This is a genomic window from Halobacteriovorax vibrionivorans (assembly GCF_003346865.1).
Classification (GTDB): domain Bacteria; phylum Bdellovibrionota; class Bacteriovoracia; order Bacteriovoracales; family Bacteriovoracaceae; genus Halobacteriovorax_A; species Halobacteriovorax_A vibrionivorans.
Map to the genome: position 1 here is coordinate 764,809 of NZ_QDKL01000001.1, position 20,256 is coordinate 785,064.

General features: G+C 35.6%; 17 protein-coding genes. 1 reads left to right on the forward strand and 16 read right to left on the reverse strand.

The features are described 5' to 3' along the window. Positions 1-14 precede the first annotated feature (14 nt). From DAY19_RS03660 to DAY19_RS03730, 15 genes are all read right to left on the reverse strand, one after another. Complete coding sequence (locus tag DAY19_RS03660; RefSeq protein WP_114705825.1) at positions 15-1,586, reverse strand: FHA domain-containing protein; 1,572 nt, start codon at positions 1,584-1,586, stop codon at positions 15-17. After that, positions 1,574-1,912 carry a DUF192 domain-containing protein gene (locus DAY19_RS03665; RefSeq protein WP_114705826.1) on the reverse strand — a complete coding sequence of 113 codons (339 nt, stop codon included), beginning with the start codon at positions 1,910-1,912 and terminating at the stop codon, positions 1,574-1,576. Before DAY19_RS03665 ends, DAY19_RS03660 begins: the two co-directional genes overlap by 13 nt. Next, positions 1,912-3,132 (reverse strand): type II secretion system F family protein, encoded by a 1,221-nt coding sequence (locus DAY19_RS03670; RefSeq protein ID WP_114705827.1) that lies wholly within the window; start codon positions 3,130-3,132, stop codon positions 1,912-1,914. Before DAY19_RS03670 ends, DAY19_RS03665 begins: the two co-directional genes overlap by 1 nt. 76 nt (positions 3,133-3,208) lie before the next feature. Further along, on the reverse strand, positions 3,209-4,270 hold the full coding sequence (gene nagZ / locus DAY19_RS03675) for a beta-N-acetylhexosaminidase (protein ID WP_114705828.1): 1,062 nt from the start codon (positions 4,268-4,270) through the stop codon (positions 3,209-3,211). 15 nt (positions 4,271-4,285) lie between these two features. Beyond that, positions 4,286-5,116 (reverse strand): ABC transporter permease, encoded by an 831-nt coding sequence (locus DAY19_RS03680; RefSeq protein ID WP_114705829.1) that lies wholly within the window; start codon positions 5,114-5,116, stop codon positions 4,286-4,288. Further along, on the reverse strand, positions 5,116-6,012 hold the full coding sequence (locus DAY19_RS03685; protein ID WP_114705830.1) for an ABC transporter permease: 897 nt from the start codon (positions 6,010-6,012) through the stop codon (positions 5,116-5,118). The genes DAY19_RS03680 and DAY19_RS03685 overlap by 1 nt, the downstream gene beginning before the upstream one ends. Further along, positions 6,009-6,764: a hypothetical protein gene (locus tag DAY19_RS03690; RefSeq protein WP_114705831.1), complete on the reverse strand. Its 756-nt coding sequence runs from the start codon at positions 6,762-6,764 to the stop codon at positions 6,009-6,011. Before DAY19_RS03690 ends, DAY19_RS03685 begins: the two co-directional genes overlap by 4 nt. Before the next feature lie 3 nt (positions 6,765-6,767). Next, the gene (locus tag DAY19_RS03695; RefSeq protein ID WP_114705832.1) at positions 6,768-7,565 is read right to left on the reverse strand and encodes a hypothetical protein; all 798 of its coding nucleotides are present in this window, start codon (positions 7,563-7,565) and stop codon (positions 6,768-6,770) included. Positions 7,566-7,583: 18 nt separating this feature from the next. After that, a complete protein-coding gene (locus DAY19_RS03700) occupies positions 7,584-8,624 on the reverse strand; it encodes a rod shape-determining protein (RefSeq protein ID WP_021266421.1) in 1,041 nt (346 codons plus the stop codon). 21 nt (positions 8,625-8,645) lie between these two features. Next, complete coding sequence (locus DAY19_RS03705; RefSeq protein ID WP_114705833.1) at positions 8,646-9,695, reverse strand: AMP nucleosidase; 1,050 nt, start codon at positions 9,693-9,695, stop codon at positions 8,646-8,648. A gap of 353 nt (positions 9,696-10,048) precedes the next feature. Next, positions 10,049-12,028, reverse strand: a complete 1,980-nt coding sequence (locus DAY19_RS03710; protein ID WP_114705834.1) for a penicillin-binding protein activator — start codon at positions 12,026-12,028, stop codon at positions 10,049-10,051. Between the two features lie 128 nt (positions 12,029-12,156). Further along, a complete protein-coding gene (gene dnaJ, locus DAY19_RS03715) occupies positions 12,157-13,299 on the reverse strand; it encodes a molecular chaperone DnaJ (RefSeq protein WP_114705835.1) in 1,143 nt (380 codons plus the stop codon). 63 nt (positions 13,300-13,362) lie between these two features. After that, positions 13,363-15,285 (reverse strand): molecular chaperone DnaK, encoded by a 1,923-nt coding sequence (gene dnaK / locus DAY19_RS03720; protein ID WP_114705836.1) that lies wholly within the window; start codon positions 15,283-15,285, stop codon positions 13,363-13,365. 18 nt (positions 15,286-15,303) lie between these two features. Continuing rightward, positions 15,304-15,864, reverse strand: a complete 561-nt coding sequence (gene grpE, locus DAY19_RS03725; RefSeq protein WP_114705837.1) for a nucleotide exchange factor GrpE — start codon at positions 15,862-15,864, stop codon at positions 15,304-15,306. A gap of 107 nt (positions 15,865-15,971) precedes the next feature. After that, positions 15,972-17,072 carry a coproporphyrinogen-III oxidase family protein gene (locus tag DAY19_RS03730; RefSeq protein ID WP_114705838.1) on the reverse strand — a complete coding sequence of 367 codons (1,101 nt, stop codon included), beginning with the start codon at positions 17,070-17,072 and terminating at the stop codon, positions 15,972-15,974. Between the two features lie 60 nt (positions 17,073-17,132). Here DAY19_RS03730 and DAY19_RS03735 point away from each other — a divergent pair, with 60 nt between their 5' ends. After that, the gene (locus DAY19_RS03735; RefSeq protein WP_114705839.1) at positions 17,133-19,718 is read left to right on the forward strand and encodes a M16 family metallopeptidase; all 2,586 of its coding nucleotides are present in this window, start codon (positions 17,133-17,135) and stop codon (positions 19,716-19,718) included. Here DAY19_RS03735 and DAY19_RS03740 read toward each other — a convergent pair. Continuing rightward, the gene (locus tag DAY19_RS03740) at positions 19,702-20,232 is read right to left on the reverse strand and encodes a hypothetical protein (protein ID WP_114705840.1); all 531 of its coding nucleotides are present in this window, start codon (positions 20,230-20,232) and stop codon (positions 19,702-19,704) included. The two genes, DAY19_RS03735 and DAY19_RS03740, sit on opposite strands and share 17 nt — an antisense overlap. Positions 20,233-20,256 lie beyond the last annotated feature (24 nt).

Here is a 20,256-nt window from a genome sequence, read left to right on the forward strand (position 1 = left end):
GCGACCATTCTTTATTAATCCTCTTTAATTAGTGTAACATAGAACGCTTTTGCATAATTATCTCGTCCTATCAAACTCGTTACATAAATATTATAGTAGTGCCCTGATAGCTCATATTCACCTTTTTGAGATGTTCCACCATTATCTGCAGATGCATCACAAAGCTCTATAATTGTAGCTGCAAAGCCTTTTTCTCTGGCAACATCCAATAGACTCATCCCTTCTGATGAGCTTCCTCGAATAGCTGTAATATCTTCTGCCAGCGTATTTATATGTGCCAAGTTTTTTTGCGAATCTAATACAATAACAGCGCCATGTGCTCCTTGCATAAATTCATATAAATTTGCGACATAAGTCTCATCACTCTCTAGTTCATCAAAGCTCATGTCATCATCAGTTTTTTGTAGTTCTCTAATTCGTTGTATCATTGAATTAATTGAAGATCGTAATGGATCAATCTCTTCCCATAAATAACTACTTTCGATACTCTTTCTCGTACCACGTAGAGCCTCTTCAATTTGAAATCTCATTTCATCAAAATGACGAATCGTCATATAGTAGACAATTGCAAAAAATACGATTGAAGCAATAAATGATGTAATTAGAGCTTCAAGATATGCCACTCGGCTTTTTGATGCTTCATCAGCAATTGATGATGGTTTAAATCGAATCGCAATAACACCAACGACATCAAGCATACCGGTTTTAACGTTTGTCGCTTTGATTTTCTGACCAATTCCAATTTCACCATTTGCAAGTCTTCTAACGATTGGTAGATCACCATCATTCTTCTTTGTTCTCTCGGCCCATTCTCTAACCTGTACGGAGAATGAGTCATCGATGTACATATTAAGTTTTGTTAAAGGCCTAACGATTCGTCCATCAATATCAAAAAGATCATAAGAGACAACACCGTTATTACCTTGCTCCATAAACTTCGTATCAACACGATCCAGGTCTTTTCTCGCCAAAGCTCCACGATTTAATCTTTTGATTTCATCGGCATAATGAGCACCACGCTTTGCAACTTCCATTAGAAGTAGACTTTGTGATGTTTTCATTACTGGGAAGATTGTTAAAGTAACTGTAACAAGAACAAAAAGAGCCAGTAAAATACCTGTGAGAACACGCCATTCATATTCTTCATTAATTCCATGAACAACAGGCATTAAACGATATTTAAATAACCAAATAACCTTTCCAAAAATATTTTCAGGCATTTCACCACCTGAAATATATGTTGGTTCATCATCTTCTTCGTGTGTTTCTACACGCTTTTTAATTATCTTTTTCTTTTCTTTAACATAGACAACTTGAAGGATTGAATCTGGAAGAGCGATCTTATCCCCATTTTTTACAGTTGCTCGCTTAATTGCCTTCCCATTGATGAAAGTACCATTTGAACTTCCCAAGTCTTTAACAAAGGCAACATCTTGAGTTACTGTTACTGAAAGGTGCTTTTTAGAGACACCATTAACAGGGAAGTGTACATCACACTCTTCACTTCTTCCTAGAGTGTTTTCACCTTCTTCTAACTTATATTCTGTACCACGTAGCTTTCCTGCTACTACAACTAACTTGTACATATATCTAAATGATCCCCTTCTTTTACTTCTAATGGAAGTTGTCCATTGGCCAGTTCAAGAACTCTACTTGCCTTAAAAACAATTTGTGTATGTCTCCAAGGTTTTAAACCTCTATATATTTTTATAATTTCATTTTTTCGATTAAAGAAAACAACATCAATTTTATAATTCATGAAGCAGGTATGGATTGCGTTTGTTCCGTAGAAAACCATTCCATCAAATCCATCCATACGATCTGAGAACATTAATCCTTTTAATTTTTTAAAGAATGAATCTGCAACGATTGCATTGTTACAAATTTGATACTGGCCACAGGTAATCTTCATTAATTACCTCCAACAAGATCTACGATTAAAGGAGCAAAGATCATTAAAAGAACAGAAGGAACAATAAATGCCATCATTGGAAATAGAATTTTTGTTGCTGCAGTAGCACCTTCTTTTTCAATTTGTGCTGATTTCTTTTGTCTAATCTCAACGGATAGTGCTTTAAGGATAGGTCCGATTGATGCACCAACAGAATCAGCAGCAATCAAAGTAGCACAAAATGAAGATATTTGAATGAGGTCTACACGCCAGGCCATATTCCTTAGGGCCTCTGCTCGACTCGCACCAATTTTAGTTTCCTTTAAAAATATTTCAAACTCTTGTGTTAATGGGCCCGGCTTTGCTTTATCTACAACTTTTGTCATGGCAGCGACGAAATCAAGTCCTGCTTCAACTGACAGGGCCAACATATCAACGGAAAAAGGCATCCCTGAAATAATGTCTTTTTGTCTTTGATCAATCTTTCCCTTGATCCAGATATCTGGATATACAAAACCAACTGCTGCAACAACCGGAATTAACGAAAGCTGCCAATCAGCATCCATAAACTCTCTAACCCCTAGAAATACAATTGGGAATCCTATAATTAGGAAAAGCTTAAATGCATAAAAATCTTCAGTTGTAAGAACTTCAGTTAAACCAGCACTTGCTAGCTTCCTACGATATTTTTCTTTTATCTTCTTTTTGTTCTTCATTGAAGAAACAATGGGAGAAATGTAGCGTTTAAAAAATGGCCTTGAATATTGTAGAACAATACCGTGTTTTTTAAATTCATCCTGTTTCTTCGAATCACCTTCTTCAAGCTTTTGTGCCGCCTGGAAAGAGTCATTATCTTGAAACATCATTTGGGTAACAATGTAGACAGCAATCCCAATGAGAATGATAGAAGACCACATAAGAAGTTGTGAACTCTTAAACAGTTCAGCACCTTGAAGATAATCACACGCATTACGCTCACCATTTTGACATGCCTGTTGTATTATCTTTTTCCCTTCTTTAGGATAATTGATTCCATCTTGTTTAAAGTTTTTTCCAGTAAAGTTTTGATAAAGAAGACCTAATTCAAAACAACTTGCTTGCGCGCCTTTATCACAAGACTCTTTAAGAAGAGCAGCAAAGTCTCGTTGCGAGTAATCACTATATGTTTGGGCACTGACATCAAAAGATGTAAATGTCGTAACCACATAGAAAATAAGTAAAGTTATGAGACCTTTAGTCATAACATAAGAATATCAAAAATAATTGATTTCAAGCAGTTAGAGGCAATTATGGCCAGTTGAGTTAGGCCGAGAAAAACTATGCCTGACTAACCTGCTCAACGAGATTTTGATTCTCCGCTGTTCCTACCTGACCTGCGACATCAGGAATATAAATAGGAGAATAATTTGAAAGATACTTCTTCTTAAGTTCAAGAATTCGTTCATATCGACTCGAAACTTCCTGCGGAGTAAATTCTCCACTATTAACGGCATCCTTCACATACTCATATGCACTACGACAAGCTTCAAATGAACGATATTCAATAAGATCAGCCCCGGCCTTAAGTGCTTTTAGAGCAGCTTCACCAAGAGAGAGATCTTCAGAAATGGCCTTCATTTCCATATCATCGGTAATGATCACTTTTTTGAATTTAAGTTCTTCTCTAATAAGCTCATAGGCCTTAGGAGAAAATGTACATATATTTTCCTGATCAATTGAATCAACTTTAAGGTGCGCCATCATTACCATGTCAACTCTTGCTTTTACCGCTTTAACAAATGGTATAAATTCTTGCTCTCTTAATTGATCCAGTGATTTATTTACTATAGGAAGTTTAAAATGCGAATCCTCTAGAGTATCACCATGTCCGGGGAAATGTTTTGCACAAGACATAATTCCAGAAGTCTGCTGTCCCCTAATCATTGCAGAAATATACTTACTAACATCATCAGCATTCTTACCAAATGCACGATCACCAATGACACTATTTTTAGGATTTGTAAAAATATCACAAACAGGCCCTAAATTGAGGTTTACACCACAACTTAATAATTCATTAGACATTAATTGAGAGATTTCAAAACAAAGCTTTGGAGACTCTTTCTTAGTAACATCTAACATAGAAGGGATTTTAGTAAATCCTTCTTTAAAGCGTTGAACACGACCACCCTCATGATCAGTAGCGATAAAAAGAGGATAGTTATCACGTAGTGATTGAATATTATTAACAAGCTCAGCTAATTGTGCAGGAGATTCATAGTTATGTGAAAAAAGAATAACACCACCGATATTTTCTTTTTGAATAAACTGTTCTTCTTCAGCACTAAGCTGCTTACCTGAAATACCAGTTATAAATAATTGACCTAAATCTTTATTCATGTGCGTTTGCCTTTTTTAGTTCTTAAGCTTTGGATCTAAGTAATCTCTTAGACCATCACTAAATAGGTTTAATGAAATTATTAAACCAGTCATTAGTAAACTTGTAACAATAACAACGTGAGGCGCTTCAAGTAGTACAAGTTTGGCCATTGCCAAAATTGCTCCCCAAGAATACTCGCTAGCACCCAAGCCTAGAAAACCTAAACTTGCTTCACTTATTATAACCCCACTTATCCCTAAGACAAAGTGTATCGAAATTACAGGTATAATACTTGGTAAAATTGACTTATAAAATAAACGAAATTCACCTACACCAATTGCACGTGCACTTTCTACATAACCTAAATTAAGAACTCTCATCGTTTCACCACGGGCGATTCGCGCATAGCCTGGCCAAGACGTAAATATTAAACATAGCACTAATCCTGAGAAAGATTGTCCAGAAAAAGACATTACAAGAATTGCTAGCAGAATACTTGGGAAAATGAAAATTAAGTTAGTTAACATATCCATTATTTCAGAAATAAACTTTATTCTAATTGCAGAAAGATAACCAATTACAATTCCAATAACGCAAGAGCTGATACTAATCAGTAAAGAGATACCAACTGTATATATCAGGCCAACACTTAATACTTTAAATAAGCTTCGACCATTAATATCAGTACCTAAAATATAGTCATGACTAAAAGGAGAAAATAACTCGTGTGAGATAATACTTTCAGGAATATAACTTCCACCATGAGTCATTAACCAACCAAAGGCCCAAAGAATATATAAAGATAAAATTGCACCACCAATTATCATTTCTTTATTAATTCTTCTTGTATGCTTTTTAGAACTCATTATGCAATCCTCGGATCAAGCTTCTCATTCACATAATCAACCATTACGTATACAAGCATATAAATTACAGTTGAATAAGCAATGACTCCTTGGACAAGCGGATAATCGCGATTATTTATTGCTTCAAATAGTAATGAGCCAAGTCCTGGAATATCAAAAATTGTTTCCGTGATTACTGTTCCCGCTAAAACGACTGACAACTGGATTGCTACAACATTTAAAATTGTTGGCATACATATCTTTATTAAGCGATAAATCACGGCCCTACTTGAAAGACCTTTTGCGTTTAATACTAGAACCCATAATTGAGACTCTTCTTCGAGATACTTATTTCGCATTACTCTTACAATAACTGATGATAGTGGAAGAACGAGTGTTACAACAGGAATTACCATATGTTTGTAAGACAACCATTGTGATACTGGAAAGATTCCAAGCCAAATTGAGAATACTAATACCAACATTGGTGCTAAAGAAAATATAGGAAATGAAAGTAAAGTTAGAGTTAAAACTCTTATTGAGGTATCTGGAAGTTTTGATTTTTTCACAGCTGCAACAACACCAACAATTACTCCAATAGGTGTCGCTAGAATAATTGATATTAGTGCAAGAACAAGTGTTGGGGATAAGTGTTCTTGAATTAAATTAACAACAGGCTTTTTCTTAACATAAGACTTACCCAAATCGAAAGTAAGAATTCCTTCAGCGAAGTCTACATATTGTGCAGGAATACTTTTATCTAAACCAAAGTCAGCTCTTACCTTTTGGACTTCTTCGACTTTAGCCTCAGGCCCCAAAAGTCTTTCGACAGGATCACCCGGTGTTAATCTAAGTGCAAAAAAGATTGTTGTAATGGCAAAAAATAATGTCAGTAATGACTTTAAAAATAATTTCATTCAATAATCTCTTTTGTTAATCCCTGCGCTGCCCAGTAATGGCCAACAAGGTTTAGATTCTTATTCAAGGTATAAACAATTGATTGTCCTCCCACCGAAAGAAGGAATCGATAATTGCCTTTCTTATCAAAACTATCAAAAGTTAAAACAGCTTTAGAAACAATTTCTTTAGGCATATTGATATATTGTTCTTGAAAGTATGGGTAGCTTTCCCAAAGGACATGAAAAGACATATCACCATTTCTTTTCTCAATTGCTTTACTTATAAAGCCAGAGATCTTCGCACATTCAATTAAGTTTGAATAAAAGCATAGAGCTTTTATATCATCTGTAAATTTATATCTCTTTTGACCAAGCCACTTATATTCTGGAGAATTTAAATTATAAACAATCTCTCTTCTTCTCCAGTCCACCTTACCTCTTACAGTATAAGTATCCTTATTTAAATAATATGTTGATTCGTATTCAAAAGGTGCCAAGAACTCAACCTTGGGCATGATTTCTCTTTTCTTAGAAATTGTTATAGTTTTTTCAAATGCATTATTCTCATTATGCATTGATACAACTTCAATTTTTTTGATAAAACTATTGTTTTTTCCAAAGCCTGTCCTAGTCTTAACTAGATACTCACCACTTACTTCGACTTGTTTAAAACGAATCTCAGCAGGTTTAAGTTCAACGCTTTTTTCTGAGCTCATAAGTGAGCAAGACGTAATAAAGAATAAGTTTATAAGGACTAGAAGTCGTAACATGGACTACTCCTGAGACTGTTGATTTATATACTTATTAAATTCCTCATCAAGTGAAGTTAAAATAATAGACTTATCATCTAACTCATCTAGGTAATTCTTTAAGTCCTCACCTGCTTCAAAGTGAACACCAATTTTTTTCATAGGAATATTATCGAGTCTAAAATTCACATAGTCGATATCATAAACCTTTTGAATATTTTTAATATCAAATGACTTTTTCTCTAATACTAAAGTACCAATAGAGAATCGCTTATTTTCGTAGTTTTTAAAATCTTGCAATGACATTACAAATGAAGCACCAGAATTTGAGACATCAACCAATTTTGCTCCCCTAAACTCTGGGAAGTCATCTAAACTACTCGAGAAGTCTTTAATAAAAGATTCTTCTTTATTCTTTGCCTTATTGAAGTGAAGGATATTATCTGGCCCTTCGTTTTGAACCTCTTCATCGATGACATCAAAGTATAAATATGAGGAAGTCATATAAGAAACATTAAATCTCATATCTTCTCTTCTCTCGCTTCGGTAAACCTTACCTTTTAAAGTAATTCGATCAGAGTCTATCTCTCCTTTGAAGAAATAGCTCATTTGTCGAAGCGTAAAGGTCGCCATCACTTCCCCTTGAATATGGACGCCTTCTTCAACGGTAAGAATATTACCATCAATTCCATTAATTAGAACAGAAGAGACCTGTTGTGAATTGGTCCAGATTTTCAGTTTATTTTTTGTGGCAACAAGCTCTCTGATTTTTAAATTAATATCAGAGAGCTCTAATTCGATGAATAGTTTTTCAGAATTCAAAATATAACCTATGCCTAATTAAGAAAGAGTCGCAACTTGCTTAAGCAGGTCAATTGACTCAAGTGCCTTACCACATCCACGAACTACACATGTAAGAGGATCTTCAGCAAGAGCAACAGGTAGTCCTGTTCTTTCTTTAATAAGTACATCTAGGTTAGCAAGAAGTGATCCACCACCAGCTAGGATGATTCCGTTATCAACGATATCAGCTGCAAGCTCAGGAGGTGTTTTCTCTAATGAAGTTTTAATTGCTTCAACAACTTCAGCAATAGGATCAGAAAGTGCATCTCTAATCTCATCCGAAGTTACCTCAATAATTTTCGGAGCTCCAGCGACAAGGTCACGCCCCTTAACTTCATATGTTCTTACTTCATCATCAAAAGGATATGCATTACCAATCGACATTTTGATTTGCTCTGCAGTTCTTTCACCAATTAATAATGAATACTTTTTCTTAATGTATGAAGCAATTGCCTCATCAAATTTATCACCTGCTACTCTTTCTGATTGTGAGTAAACAATCCCACCTAAAGAGATAACGGCAACTTCAGTAGTACCACCACCGATATCAACAATCATATTCCCTGATGGTTCAGTAATTGGAAGTCCTGCACCAATTGCGGCTGCCATCGGCTCTTCAATAAGATAAACTTCTCTTGCACCAGCCTGCTCAGCTGATTCCTTTACTGCGCGTTTTTCAACTTGAGTAATACCAAATGGAATACAAATGATAATTCTAGGTTTTACTAACTTAGAACCTGATAGTGATTTTTGGATGAAATACTTAAGCATGGCACCTGTTACTTCAAAGTCAGCAATAACACCGTCTCTCATTGGACGGATCGCTTGAATTGAACCAGGTGTACGACCAAGCATTTGCTTTGCTTCTGCACCGACAGCAAGAACTTTTGATCCAGTTCCCTTATATCCTTGGTGAACAGCAACAACTGAAGGTTCATTAACAATGATCCCTCTATCTTTTGCGTAAACTAGAATGTTTGCAGTCCCTAAATCAATTGCTAAATCGTTTGAGAAGAAATTAAAAAATTGCTTTAACATTTCATATTCCTTTATAAAATTTTACCAATGATAATGTCTGATATTCTCACCGCGCTCAGCAATGTCTGCCATAGCTTCGATCCCTAATTCAATGTGAATATCTGTATACTTTCTGAAGACTGATTTAGCAGACTTCTTCGTTTTAATACCATCTTTAGTCATTGGACAATCGGAGATTAAAAGTAGTGCTCCAATATTTACCTTACTAACAAAACAAGAAACAAAAAGTGCCGCTGTTTCCATTTCAACTGCTAAAACTCTTTGCTCGATTAATCGTTCTTTGAAGCGATCATCAAACTCCCAAAAACGGTAATCTGTAGAGTGGATCGTTCCAGTACGGTAATCGTGTCCATGTTCTAATAATATTTGAGAAACAAATTTTTGTACTTTAAATGTTGGAAGGGCAGGAACTTCCCTAGGAAGAAAGTGCTCAGTAACACCTTCTGCTCGAATCGAGGCAATAGGTAGAACAAAGTCACCAACTTTAAGTGATGGGTGCACTGAACCAGCTAATCCTAAAAACAGAACGGCCTTCGGTTGAATTACTGAAATTAATTCACCAATTAATGCGGCCATTGCAGCACCAACACCAAACTCAATAATTGTTACTTTGGCTTTCTTTGAACTCGATGCCTTAAATGCAGAACCCTGCGTATAAATATGATCATCTAATAGTGCATTAAATCTTTCTACGTAGTAGTGAAAGTTCGTAAGAATAATCTGTTGCTGAAAATCACCAAAATCATGGCCCGTATAACGCTCGAGCATATCAATTGCAATCTTACGCTTGTCTTCATTCCAATGAATTCTTCTGGCACGAAGGGCAGCCTTCTTCATCTCTAGGTTTGCACCTAAATCTGTAGTATCCCTTTTTGACTTTATTGATAGTTCATCTACAAATGCAGACGATAAACTAGGCTTACTACTCTTAGTAGAAGTTTTCTTACGTGAAGTTTTTTTCTTTACAACTTTTTTCTTAGTTGCTTTTTTAGCGGCTTTTTTGCCAACTTTTTTCTTAGAAGTAGCAGTCGCTTTCTTCTTTGAAGCTGTTTTTTTCTTTGCAGCGCACATTCCATTACACCTTTTAATAGCAATCCATTTGCTTATATTATGTAAAATGTACCATTTAGGTCGTTTTATTGACAACTAATAAAAACATTTAGGGACAAAGCTCCCCTTCAAATCAGTGAAAATGGTACTTAGTACTTGTCAAAATCATTATTTTTAACTAGTATAACTGAACTATTTTCTAACACTACGCAAAAGGAAAAATTATGGGTGCAGGTAGAAAGAAGACTATTGCAAAGATGAGTAAGAAAAGAGCTCAACTTAAGAAAAAAGCTAGAATCTTACGTAGAATCAACGCTGCTAAAGCAAAGAAGTAATATAACTGACGCCCAAGGCGTCAGTTTCCTACTTCTTATTTATTCCCCAATCGATTTTTCAGTAGTGAAGTTCACTTTATTTAGCCTTCCTCTATAAAGGCTCATTAAACTCATTTCTTTCATCCAAACATCATCTTGTAGACGCCAAGACCCAGTAATACCAGCAACTTTTTGTGCATTCATAACTGTAGACTCTAATTCGTCTCGACTATTAAATTCACCTAAAGATAGAATATTTGCCGCTAAAGACATACTTTCAAAACCGAGAATTTCAACAACGCCTGGCCTTTGGTCATAACGTCTTTGAAAGCTTGAAACAAAAGCTGAATCTGTTTTTGGTACCTCAGAGTCAACAAATAGTAACTTTCCAAGTTTAGAAGCTTCACGAGAGATACGACGAGAACGCCAATTCGGACCACCAACAAGAGTTACATTGAAAGCATCATAGTAATTAAATGACGGTATCAACTGAAGAGCATCGTTAGGTGCTGCAGGTAAAAGAACCCAGTCAAAGTCAACAATTGGCCCAAGTGTTTGGACACGTCTAATTGTTGTATTCCCCTCAAGCTTATGTACTTCTTTTAGAAGATCATATTCTTCCTGTCTTTCACGAGTAAAGTATAGGCCTAAGATCTTTGCTACAGTGGAGCGATGATCTGTTTGATTGTGATCAAAAGATTGAATACTTACAATTTCAGCTCCTGACTTCTCGGCCATCTTCCACGCTGAATCAACATATGCATAGCCACTTTCTGTATTAGGATAAATAATAGAAACTTTATTTCCATACTTTGATAAATATTTTTCAGAAAAAAGAAGGGAAACTTGAGACTCAACAGAGCCTGGTACCTCTATTAAGAGATGATTCTTTTCATCTTTATTCGTATAGATTTGAGATAATGAAATAAAGAATGCCCCATACTTTCTTGCAGCTTCATACTCTGCTCTTGCTTCATCTTTTAAAAGGCCACCAATAACAATTGAAGAGTTTTCACGCTCAATCATCTCTCTAACTTTCTCTTTACCTACGATTGCACTACCCATGCTATCAAAAATCTTAATTTGTATTGGTTGAAAGTTAGGTTTATTGCTATTTCTTTCGTTATACTTTCTTACTGCGTGATCAATTCCAGCTAATGCCCTTTTACCAAATTTACTCTTATCACCTGTTAAAGGAAGGACTACACCTATTGATTGCATATTGATCTTGCTATACTTCTTTAACATTTCAAATCGAGTTGAAACTAGAGCTAAGATCTCAGGGAACATTCCAAAGTTAGACTGCATCCAACTTCCTACTTCTTGCGCCTTAGTTTTATTTCCTTCATTGATAAGTTGCTCAACTTCTAAATATGATAAATATGCACAAACAAACTCTTTGCCTTCTTTAAAGTCTTGAACAATCTTCACTCTTTGCGATTGATCAACAATAAAGTATTGAGTAACTAATTGTGGATAGAACTTATTATTCTTTAAGTCTTCAACTGTCGTCGCACCTGCATTAAGCCATAAAAGAGAATCTAATGCGACAGTTTGAAAGTCTAGTTCCTTAGAGACGCGATATCTTAACTTATGAAAGTTTTCGAGATCTCGATTTAAAAGATAACGAGAGTCAGTACCATCAAGTGTTTTGAATGTATTCTCAAGATCATCTAATTTATAATAACTACTCGCTAGGTTAAGTCTAATCTGAGCACTTAACTCTCCATCTTCTTGAGAACTATTAAGGGCCAAATTGAATTGAAAAATAGCTTGTTCAAAGTTGCCGTTTGAATAATTAATGACACCAATTAAGTTATTCTTTGTTGCAAGTTCTGCAGGCTTCAATTTTGCATCTTGGATATTATTTAACTGTTGAAGAGCGACATCTTTTTGCCCTTCCACAAAACTCTTTTTTGCTACATCAAACTTAGCGAGAAATTGTTTTGTATATAAGTGAGAAGTGTCGCGATTAATCATTTGGATTCCGCTACAACTCACAAGAAATGTAATTACAATTAGTGAAATGTATTTAAACATAATAGACCTTTTTTAATTTATTCAGTGTCTATTTTATTGGAAATAGGGATAGATGAAAACAGGAGAAATAAAAAGATAAAAACAATAATGGGAGACTAAAACACTCAGTCTCCCATTCATATAATAAATTAACTAAACAATTCTTTAACTTTATCAATGAAACCATGGCTCATCGGATGACATTGCTTTCCTTCTAGCTTAGCAATTTGTTCCAGAAGCTCTTTATGTTCCTTTGATAACTTTGTTGGTGTTTCAACATGAACAGTTAAAATTGCATCACCTGTACCATAACCACCAAGCTTTTGAATCCCTTTGCCTTTAAGTCTCATCTTCTTACCTGATTGAGTACCAGCAGGCAGGTCAACAACAACCTTTCCATCAAGAGTTGGAACTTCTACTTCAGCACCAAGAGCAGCCTGTGAAAAGCTAATTGGTACAGTATAATGAACGTTAAAACCATCGCGCTTGAAGATTTCATGCTCTTTTACATCTACAACAATGTAAAGATCACCATTTGGGCCACCCTGAGCACCAGCATCTCCTTCACCAGATAGTTTTAATCTCTGTCCATGATCAATACCTGCAGGGATTGTTACTTCAAGTTCAACTTTTTTCTTCTTGCGTCCTTGACCATGACAAGTACCACAAGGATCTTTAATCATTGTTCCTGAACCATGACATTTAGGACAAGTTGAAGCTACAGTGAAAAAACCTTGCTGACGTCTTACTTCACCAGCTCCATGACACATATCACAACTAGTTGGTTCTGAGCCTTCTTTTGCACCAGAGCCTTTACAAGTTTCACAAGTTGTTTCTTTATTAATTGAAACTGTCTTCTTAGCACCAAATGCCGCTTCTTCAAAAGTTACACCTACGGCCATTTGAAGATCATTACCAGGTACACCCTGACGACGACGTCCGCCACGACGACCTCGGCCTCCGCCCATCATGTCACCAAAAATGTCTCCAAAAATATCACCTAGGTCACCAAAGTCGCCAAATCCACCTTGGAATCCACCACCACCGAATCCACCGGCTTGGCCGTTTACTCCAGCGTGTCCAAACTGATCATATCTTTGGCGCTTACCTTCATCGAGTAGTACTTCTGCTGCCTCTGAAGCTTCTTTAAACTTTGCTTCTGCTTCAGCATTATCGGGATTACGATCGGGATGATATTTCATTGCAAGCTTACGATAAGCTTTCTTTATTTCATTTTTGTCTGCGCTTTTTGAGACACCCAGAATATCGTAATAATCTCTTTTATCACTCATAACTTTTTCTCTTTATTACGAAAAAGGGAGCACACTGCTCCCTTCCTCAATTTTATCTTTTAATTAAACTTCTTTGAAGTCAGCATCGACAACATCGTCATCTTGCTTATCATTTCCAGCATTAGCTCCAGCATCTGCACCGGCTTCTGGACCAGCTTGCTGTGCACCTGCATCAGCACCTGGTTGTTGGTACATTTGTTGAGCTACTGCATGAGAAGCATTCGTTAGAGCTTCTTGAGCTGCTTTTAACTCATCAAGGTTTTCTGATTGAAGTTTTCCTTTCGCTTCATTGATCGCAGCTTCTAGCTTTGATTTATCGTCGTCAGAAATTTTACCTTCACCGTCCTTAATCATTTTTTCACAGCTTAAAATAAGAGCATCTAAACTATTTCTTGTATCAACAAGTTCACGAGCTTTCTTATCCGCTTCCTTGTTTGCTTCTGCTTCAGCTACCATTCTTTCAACTTCTTCATCTGAAAGACCTGAACCAGCTGTAATCTTAATCTCTTGAGATTTACCAGTTGCTTTATCAACAGCTGAAACATTTACGATACCGTTAGCATCGATGTCAAAAGTAACTTCAATTTGTGGTACACCTCTTGGAGCTGGTGCAATTCCACTTAGATCGAAACGTCCTAGAGACTTATTATCTTTAGCAAATTCACGCTCACCTTGGCATACGTGAATTGTAACAGCTGGCTGGTTATCAACAGCAGTTGAGAAAGTTTGAGACTTTTTCGTTGGAATAGTCGTGTTCTTCTCAATAAGAGTTGTCATTACACCACCAAGAGTTTCAATCCCTAGTGTAAGAGGTGTTACGTCTAGAAGAAGTACATCTTTAACGTCACCAGCTAGTACACCACCTTGGATTGCAGCACCTGCAGCTACAACTTCATCTGGGTTAACACCTTTTGAAGCTTCTTTACCAAAGATTTCTTTAACTCTTTCTTGTACCGCTGGAATACGAGTTGAACCACCAACAAGGATTACCTCATCAATTTCATTCTTCTCAAGTCCAGAGTCTTCAAGACAAGTTAAACATGGCTTAGCAAGAGCAGTTAAGTGATCTGCAATTAGTGATTCAAACTTAGCTCTTGAAAGGTTTACATTTAAGTGTTTTGGACCTGAAGCATCTGCAGTAATGAATGGAAGGTTAACATCTGTTGAGTTAACATTCGATAGTTCATGCTTTGCTTTTTCAGCAGCTTCTTTAAGTCTTTGAAGTGCCATTTGGTCTTTTCTTAAGTCAATTCCTTCTTGCTTTTGAAATTCTTCAGCAAGGAAGTTAATGATATTTTCATCAAAGTTCTCACCACCTAAGAAAGTGTCTCCGTTAGTTGCTTTAACTTCGAATACACCATCAGATGTGATTTCAAGAATTGAGATATCAAAAGTACCACCACCAAGGTCAAATACAGCAATATTCTTATCTTGCTTAGAGTCTAATCCATAAGCAAGTGCCGCTGCTGTTGGCTCATTAATAATTCTTTTAACTTCAAGACCTGCAATTTTACCAGCGTCTTTTGTTGCTTGTCTTTGTGAATCGTTAAAGTAAGCAGGAACTGTAATTACTGCTTCTGTAACAGTTTCACCTAAGTAGTCTTCAGCTGCTTTTTTAAGCTTTTGAAGAACTTTTGCTGAAATTTCTTGTGGTGCCATTGCTTTACCGTCAACTTTAACCCAAGCGTCACCATTATCATTTGCGTAAATTTCAAATGGAGCTACATCAGCAAATTGCTTAGCTTCTGGCGTATCAAACTTACGACCGATAAGTCTTTTGATACCGTATAGTGTTTTTGATGGATTTGTTACCGCTTGTCTTTTGGCAACTTGTCCAACAAGAGTTTCACCGTTGTTTGCGAATCCAATTACAGATGGTGTTGTATTATGCCCTTCTGCATTTGGTACAATTTTGTACTTTCCATTCTCAAGAACTGATACACATGAGTTAGTTGTTCCTAAGTCGATTCCAATAATTTTTCCCATTATAATCTCCTTTATATATTAGTTTTTAGCTACTACTACTTTTGCTGCTCTAATCACTCTACCATTTAGTGAGTAACCATTTTGATATGTCTGAATTATTTCTTGATCTTCCTTTCCTTCAGCTGGCATCTGTGCCATAGCTTCATGGAAATGAGGGTCAAATGTTTTTCCATCAGTTTCAATAAGCTCTAATCCATTATTTTTTAGACAATCTAAAAACTGGTTTTTAACCATATCTACACCAGTGAAAATATTTTTAACTTTTTCGTCTTCATCATTTTCAATGGCCTGAAGTGTTCTTTCTAAATTATCAACAACATCAAGAAGGCCTATCATAACTTTTTCAGTTCCAAATTTCATTTGGTCCTGTAGCTGTTTTTCATGGCGTCTTTTTAAGTTTTCCATTTCAGCGGCTACATAATAGAACTTATCTTTAAATTCCATAAGCTCTTTCATCTCTTCAGAGATTTCTTGCTCACCATCTGTAGTTTCTTCCTCAGCAACTTGAGCCTCTTCATTTTCTTTAGCTTCAAGCTCTACTTCTTTTTCATTTTCATCATTAACTTGAGTTTCTGACATCTTTAACTACCTCTTTAAATTTATCTCTAATCATAAGATGGGAGCATATGGCCTAGTGTCAATGGCGAGGATAAATATTTTTTGAGATAAAGACTAAGTATCTAGAATTACTTAGATATTTTAAAGATTTCATCCATTATTGAATCAAGAATGAGAAAGCCGCGGGACGTTAGAGTAAATTTATTCACTCCAACCATGGCCAATCCGTCCTTCTTTAATTTTTGAACGTATTCGCTAAGATCACCCCAGTACTGATCCTTTATAGGAAAGCCGACACTAGAGCGTAAGTTCATATAGAGTTTCTCTATTTGATACTCATCCTCTGATAGTCTTTCTTCAACAACCTGAGCATCCTTGGTTTTCCACTTGTATCGATAACGTGTATTTTGGATAAGGCCTGTAGCTGATGGACCTAGCGCTGCAACAGATCTCATGCGCCAATAATTTAAATTATGCTCAGAGGCTTTCGAGCGCTTTGCAAAGTTTGAAACTTCATAGTGTTCAAAGCCATTGATAGAAAGGAATTGAGCAACTTTTGTATATTCATCACTTATCCACTCATCATCTGGTAGATCTTGAAAATATTTATAATGCTTAGGAACTGTTAATATATACAGGCTAATATGACTTGGATTATACGTTAAGATTTCAGTTAACTCTGAAATGATATCGCGATTGTATTTTTTTGAAAAAGGCAGACCTATCATAAAGTCGACAGAGAAATTATACTGACCTTCTTTAAAAAACGTTAGAGTATTATGCACATCATCCACGTTATGGACTCTGTCGATTATCTTTAAAAAATTCGAATCAAGAGACTGAATTCCTAAAGAGTAGCGATTAACTCCAATATTTCGCCAAGCTTCAAGCCCATCCTTAGTCCATGCTCCAGGGTTTACCTCAAGGGTAAATTCATTTTTTTCACAGAAAGAAATATTATTTTCTTCCATCCATTTACCTAAGAATTTTGCCCCTTCGATTCCCCATAGACTTGGTGTTCCGCCACCAATATAGAGCGTTTCAAGCTTTTTCAAAGTAGCGTTATTGTCTGTTAAAATCTCTTGATGCTTTTTAGACATCTGGGAAAACAAAGACTCAAATTCTTCTAATTGTGCCTCATCTTCCTTTATAGACTTATAAAAGTCACAATAATTGCAAAGATGGCGGCAAAAAGGAAAATGTATATATAGTGACTTTATTTCTTCCATATTAATTTTGTCCTTCACAGACTATAATTAACTGATACCTAAATATAAAAGGCTATGTAAATGAAATATGAAATAGAAAGACTAAAAAATGGTTTAGAAGTAATTTTTGTCGATGTTCCAGGTAATACTAGTGCATCAGTTCAAATTTGGTTCAGGGCCGGATCAACTTTAGAAGATAAGAGTAATTTTGGAATTGCTCACTTTTTAGAGCACATGTTTTTCAAAGGTACTAAGAAGAGACCTGGAGCTAAAATTGCTCACGATGTAGAATCATATGGTGGAGAAATAAATGCATTCACTTCATTTGATTACACTTGTTACTATATAAACTCACCAATAGCCTACTTTAATAATACAATCGATATTGTAATGGATATGGTTTCCAACCCTATGTTTAAAGAAGAGGACCTAATACCGGAAAGAGAAGTCGTCTTTGAAGAATATCGAAGAAGTCAGGACAATCCTGGACAATTCTCTTTTCAAAGAATTCAAGAAATGTCTTTTAAGGGGGGGTATGCTCATCCTATTTTAGGAAATGAGAATACGATTAAGAACTTCACTAGAGAACAATTAACAGAGTTTAGAAATAGCCACTATAATAACGCCAATGCTTTTTTAGTTGTTGCCGGTGATTTGAGCGAAAAAGAAAAGTACAAAAAAACGATTGAGTCTTATCACCTACCAGAAGGTTCTTTTTCTGAGCGTCCTTCTTTTAGCTTGCAAAAGAAATCAACAATTGAAATTCATAAAAAAGATGTCAGAATGTGCCAGCTAACAATGGCCATCGAATGCCCTCCAATGAAATCAAATGGAGCCGCTGCTGAAGATCTTGCCTACAATGCTTTAGGCTACGGAGAAACATCTCCACTATATAAGAACCTCGTCCTACGAAACACTCTTGCTAATAACTGCACTTCATCTTCTATGTTCTTTGCTGATGGTGGTATACACTTTTTGAGAATAAACTTTCCAAAAGAAAATTATCAGAAAGTTATGTCAGAGTTAGAAAAAACAATTTCAGAAGTTTCAACAGTCGGCTTAAAAGAAAGTGATATTAAAAAAATTAAGAATCAATATGTCGCTGCTAAAATTTATGAAAAAGAATCTCTTGAGTCATATGCGTTCTCTCTAGGAAGTAGTTATGCTGGAGCAAAAGACCTAGATGTTGAACAAGAATTTATCGATAAGATCAGAAAGATTAGCTTAAAAGAAGTTAATAAGAAATATTCTGAAATTTTTGGGCGATCAATACATTTAAGCCTACAGCTTCCAAATGACTTAAAGCCACAGGAATTTAAACCTAGACTTACTGAATTTAAAAAGAAACTTGCTCAGATCAAGAAGACAGGAAAAGATAATACAATTAAATCTACAAAGTCTAAATATGATCCAGCAACTCAAGTCATTGAAGTTAAGCCAGGAATTAAACTTTTATATCGTTATAACTCTATTACGCCTACGTTTGTAATGCATGCATACCTAAAAGGTGGGCTAGTTGATGAAACAGTGAAGACAAATGGTCTCTACAGCTTAATGAGTTCGCAATTAACAAAAGGCTATAAAGGCTTATCGTATGAAAAGCTCAAGCTAGACCTTGATAGTCGCTCAACAATGTTCAATAGCTTCTCTGGGAAGAATGCCTACGGAATAACAATGCATGGTCAGATCGAACACTTTTCTGATTTATCGAAGCATTTTTTCAAATCACTTATAACTCCATCTTTTCAATCAAAGAGCTTAAATCATGAGAAGAAGCTAATCCTAAGAACGATTGAGGCCAATAAAGCAGATCCAACAAGGCAATGCTTTACCGAAGCAACTAATATATTATTTAAAGGACATCCTTATTCTCTTTCTACAATTGGAAATGAGAAATCAATAAGATCCATAAAAAAAGATGACCTCATAAAAAAGCATGAAAAAAATCTAAAATCAAAAGAGATGCTTATCACATTCTGTGGAGACTTAAGTGTTGAAGAGGTTTTAGAAAAGGTTGAATTCTATTTTTCTGACTTAAAACCGAGAAAAGAAAAGAAAAAAGAAATTAAAAAAATTGAAAAAATAAAAACTCTTAATAAGCATATCGATTTCGACCGCGAACAAACACAGATATTGATCGCAACACAAACAAAGAAGCTAACGGCAAAAGAAAATGTAGTTTTCAAAATGCTAACAACTCACCTTTCCGGACAATCTTCAGAGCTTTTTGTCGATGTTAGAGATAGAAAAGGTCTATGCTATGTTGCTCAACCAATTCACATGAATGCACTTGAAGCTGGTTACTGGGGAATTTACATGGCAAGTGGACATGACAAGACATTGGAAGCAATTGATGCCATAAATTCGATCTTGGCCAAAATTCAAAGAGAGGGACTATCAAAGTCCAACTTCAATAGAATAAAGAAAATGATTGAGGGTCAAAATCAACTTAATCTTCAAGTTAACGATGACTATGCTAACGTATATTCAGTACCTACTTTACATGGACTTGGATCTGATTACTTTTATAAAGCAAATAAAGAAATCAGTGATTTTAAACACGAGGACTTTCAAAGAATTGTAAAAAAAGTTCTAAGTCAGAACTGGATTACAATTACAGTGGGTAAACCATTAGATAAAGAAATGTCTCCTAAGATACGTCTTTAGCGAAGAGCAAAAACTGCTCTTCGTTTAAATTACAATCACTTTGTAAAAGGCTCATCATATTTGTTAATTCATGAAATTGCTTTGAAAAGTGTTGGAAGAAACCTTTATAGTCGTAGAATGATTCTTGATAACTATCGAGCTTTCGATAAGCTGTTCGTCCAATCTCACAATAATAATTGATATCGATGATCTTCTCATTTATTGAATTAGAGAAATATCCACATAAAAACAAAGCTGTATCACCAATATCTCTGAGCTCTCTTCTTTTTTCTGACTCAGAAAGGCCTTCACTTTTTAACAACTTAATTCCCAAAGTCTTTTCTCGTACTCTGCCATCCTCTTGTTTTTCAAAATACTGATTAGATAAACTAAAACGATCCATAACAAGTGATGAATAATAAATAGATAAATCTGGTAAGGGTTCTTGTCGCTTCTGATTTATTCGACGCAGCTCATCAAAGAAGTAAGCTTGAAGCGAGGCCTCTAGGCAAATACTTGAGTTACTCTTCTTCATATTCTCCTCCATCTTCTTAATTAT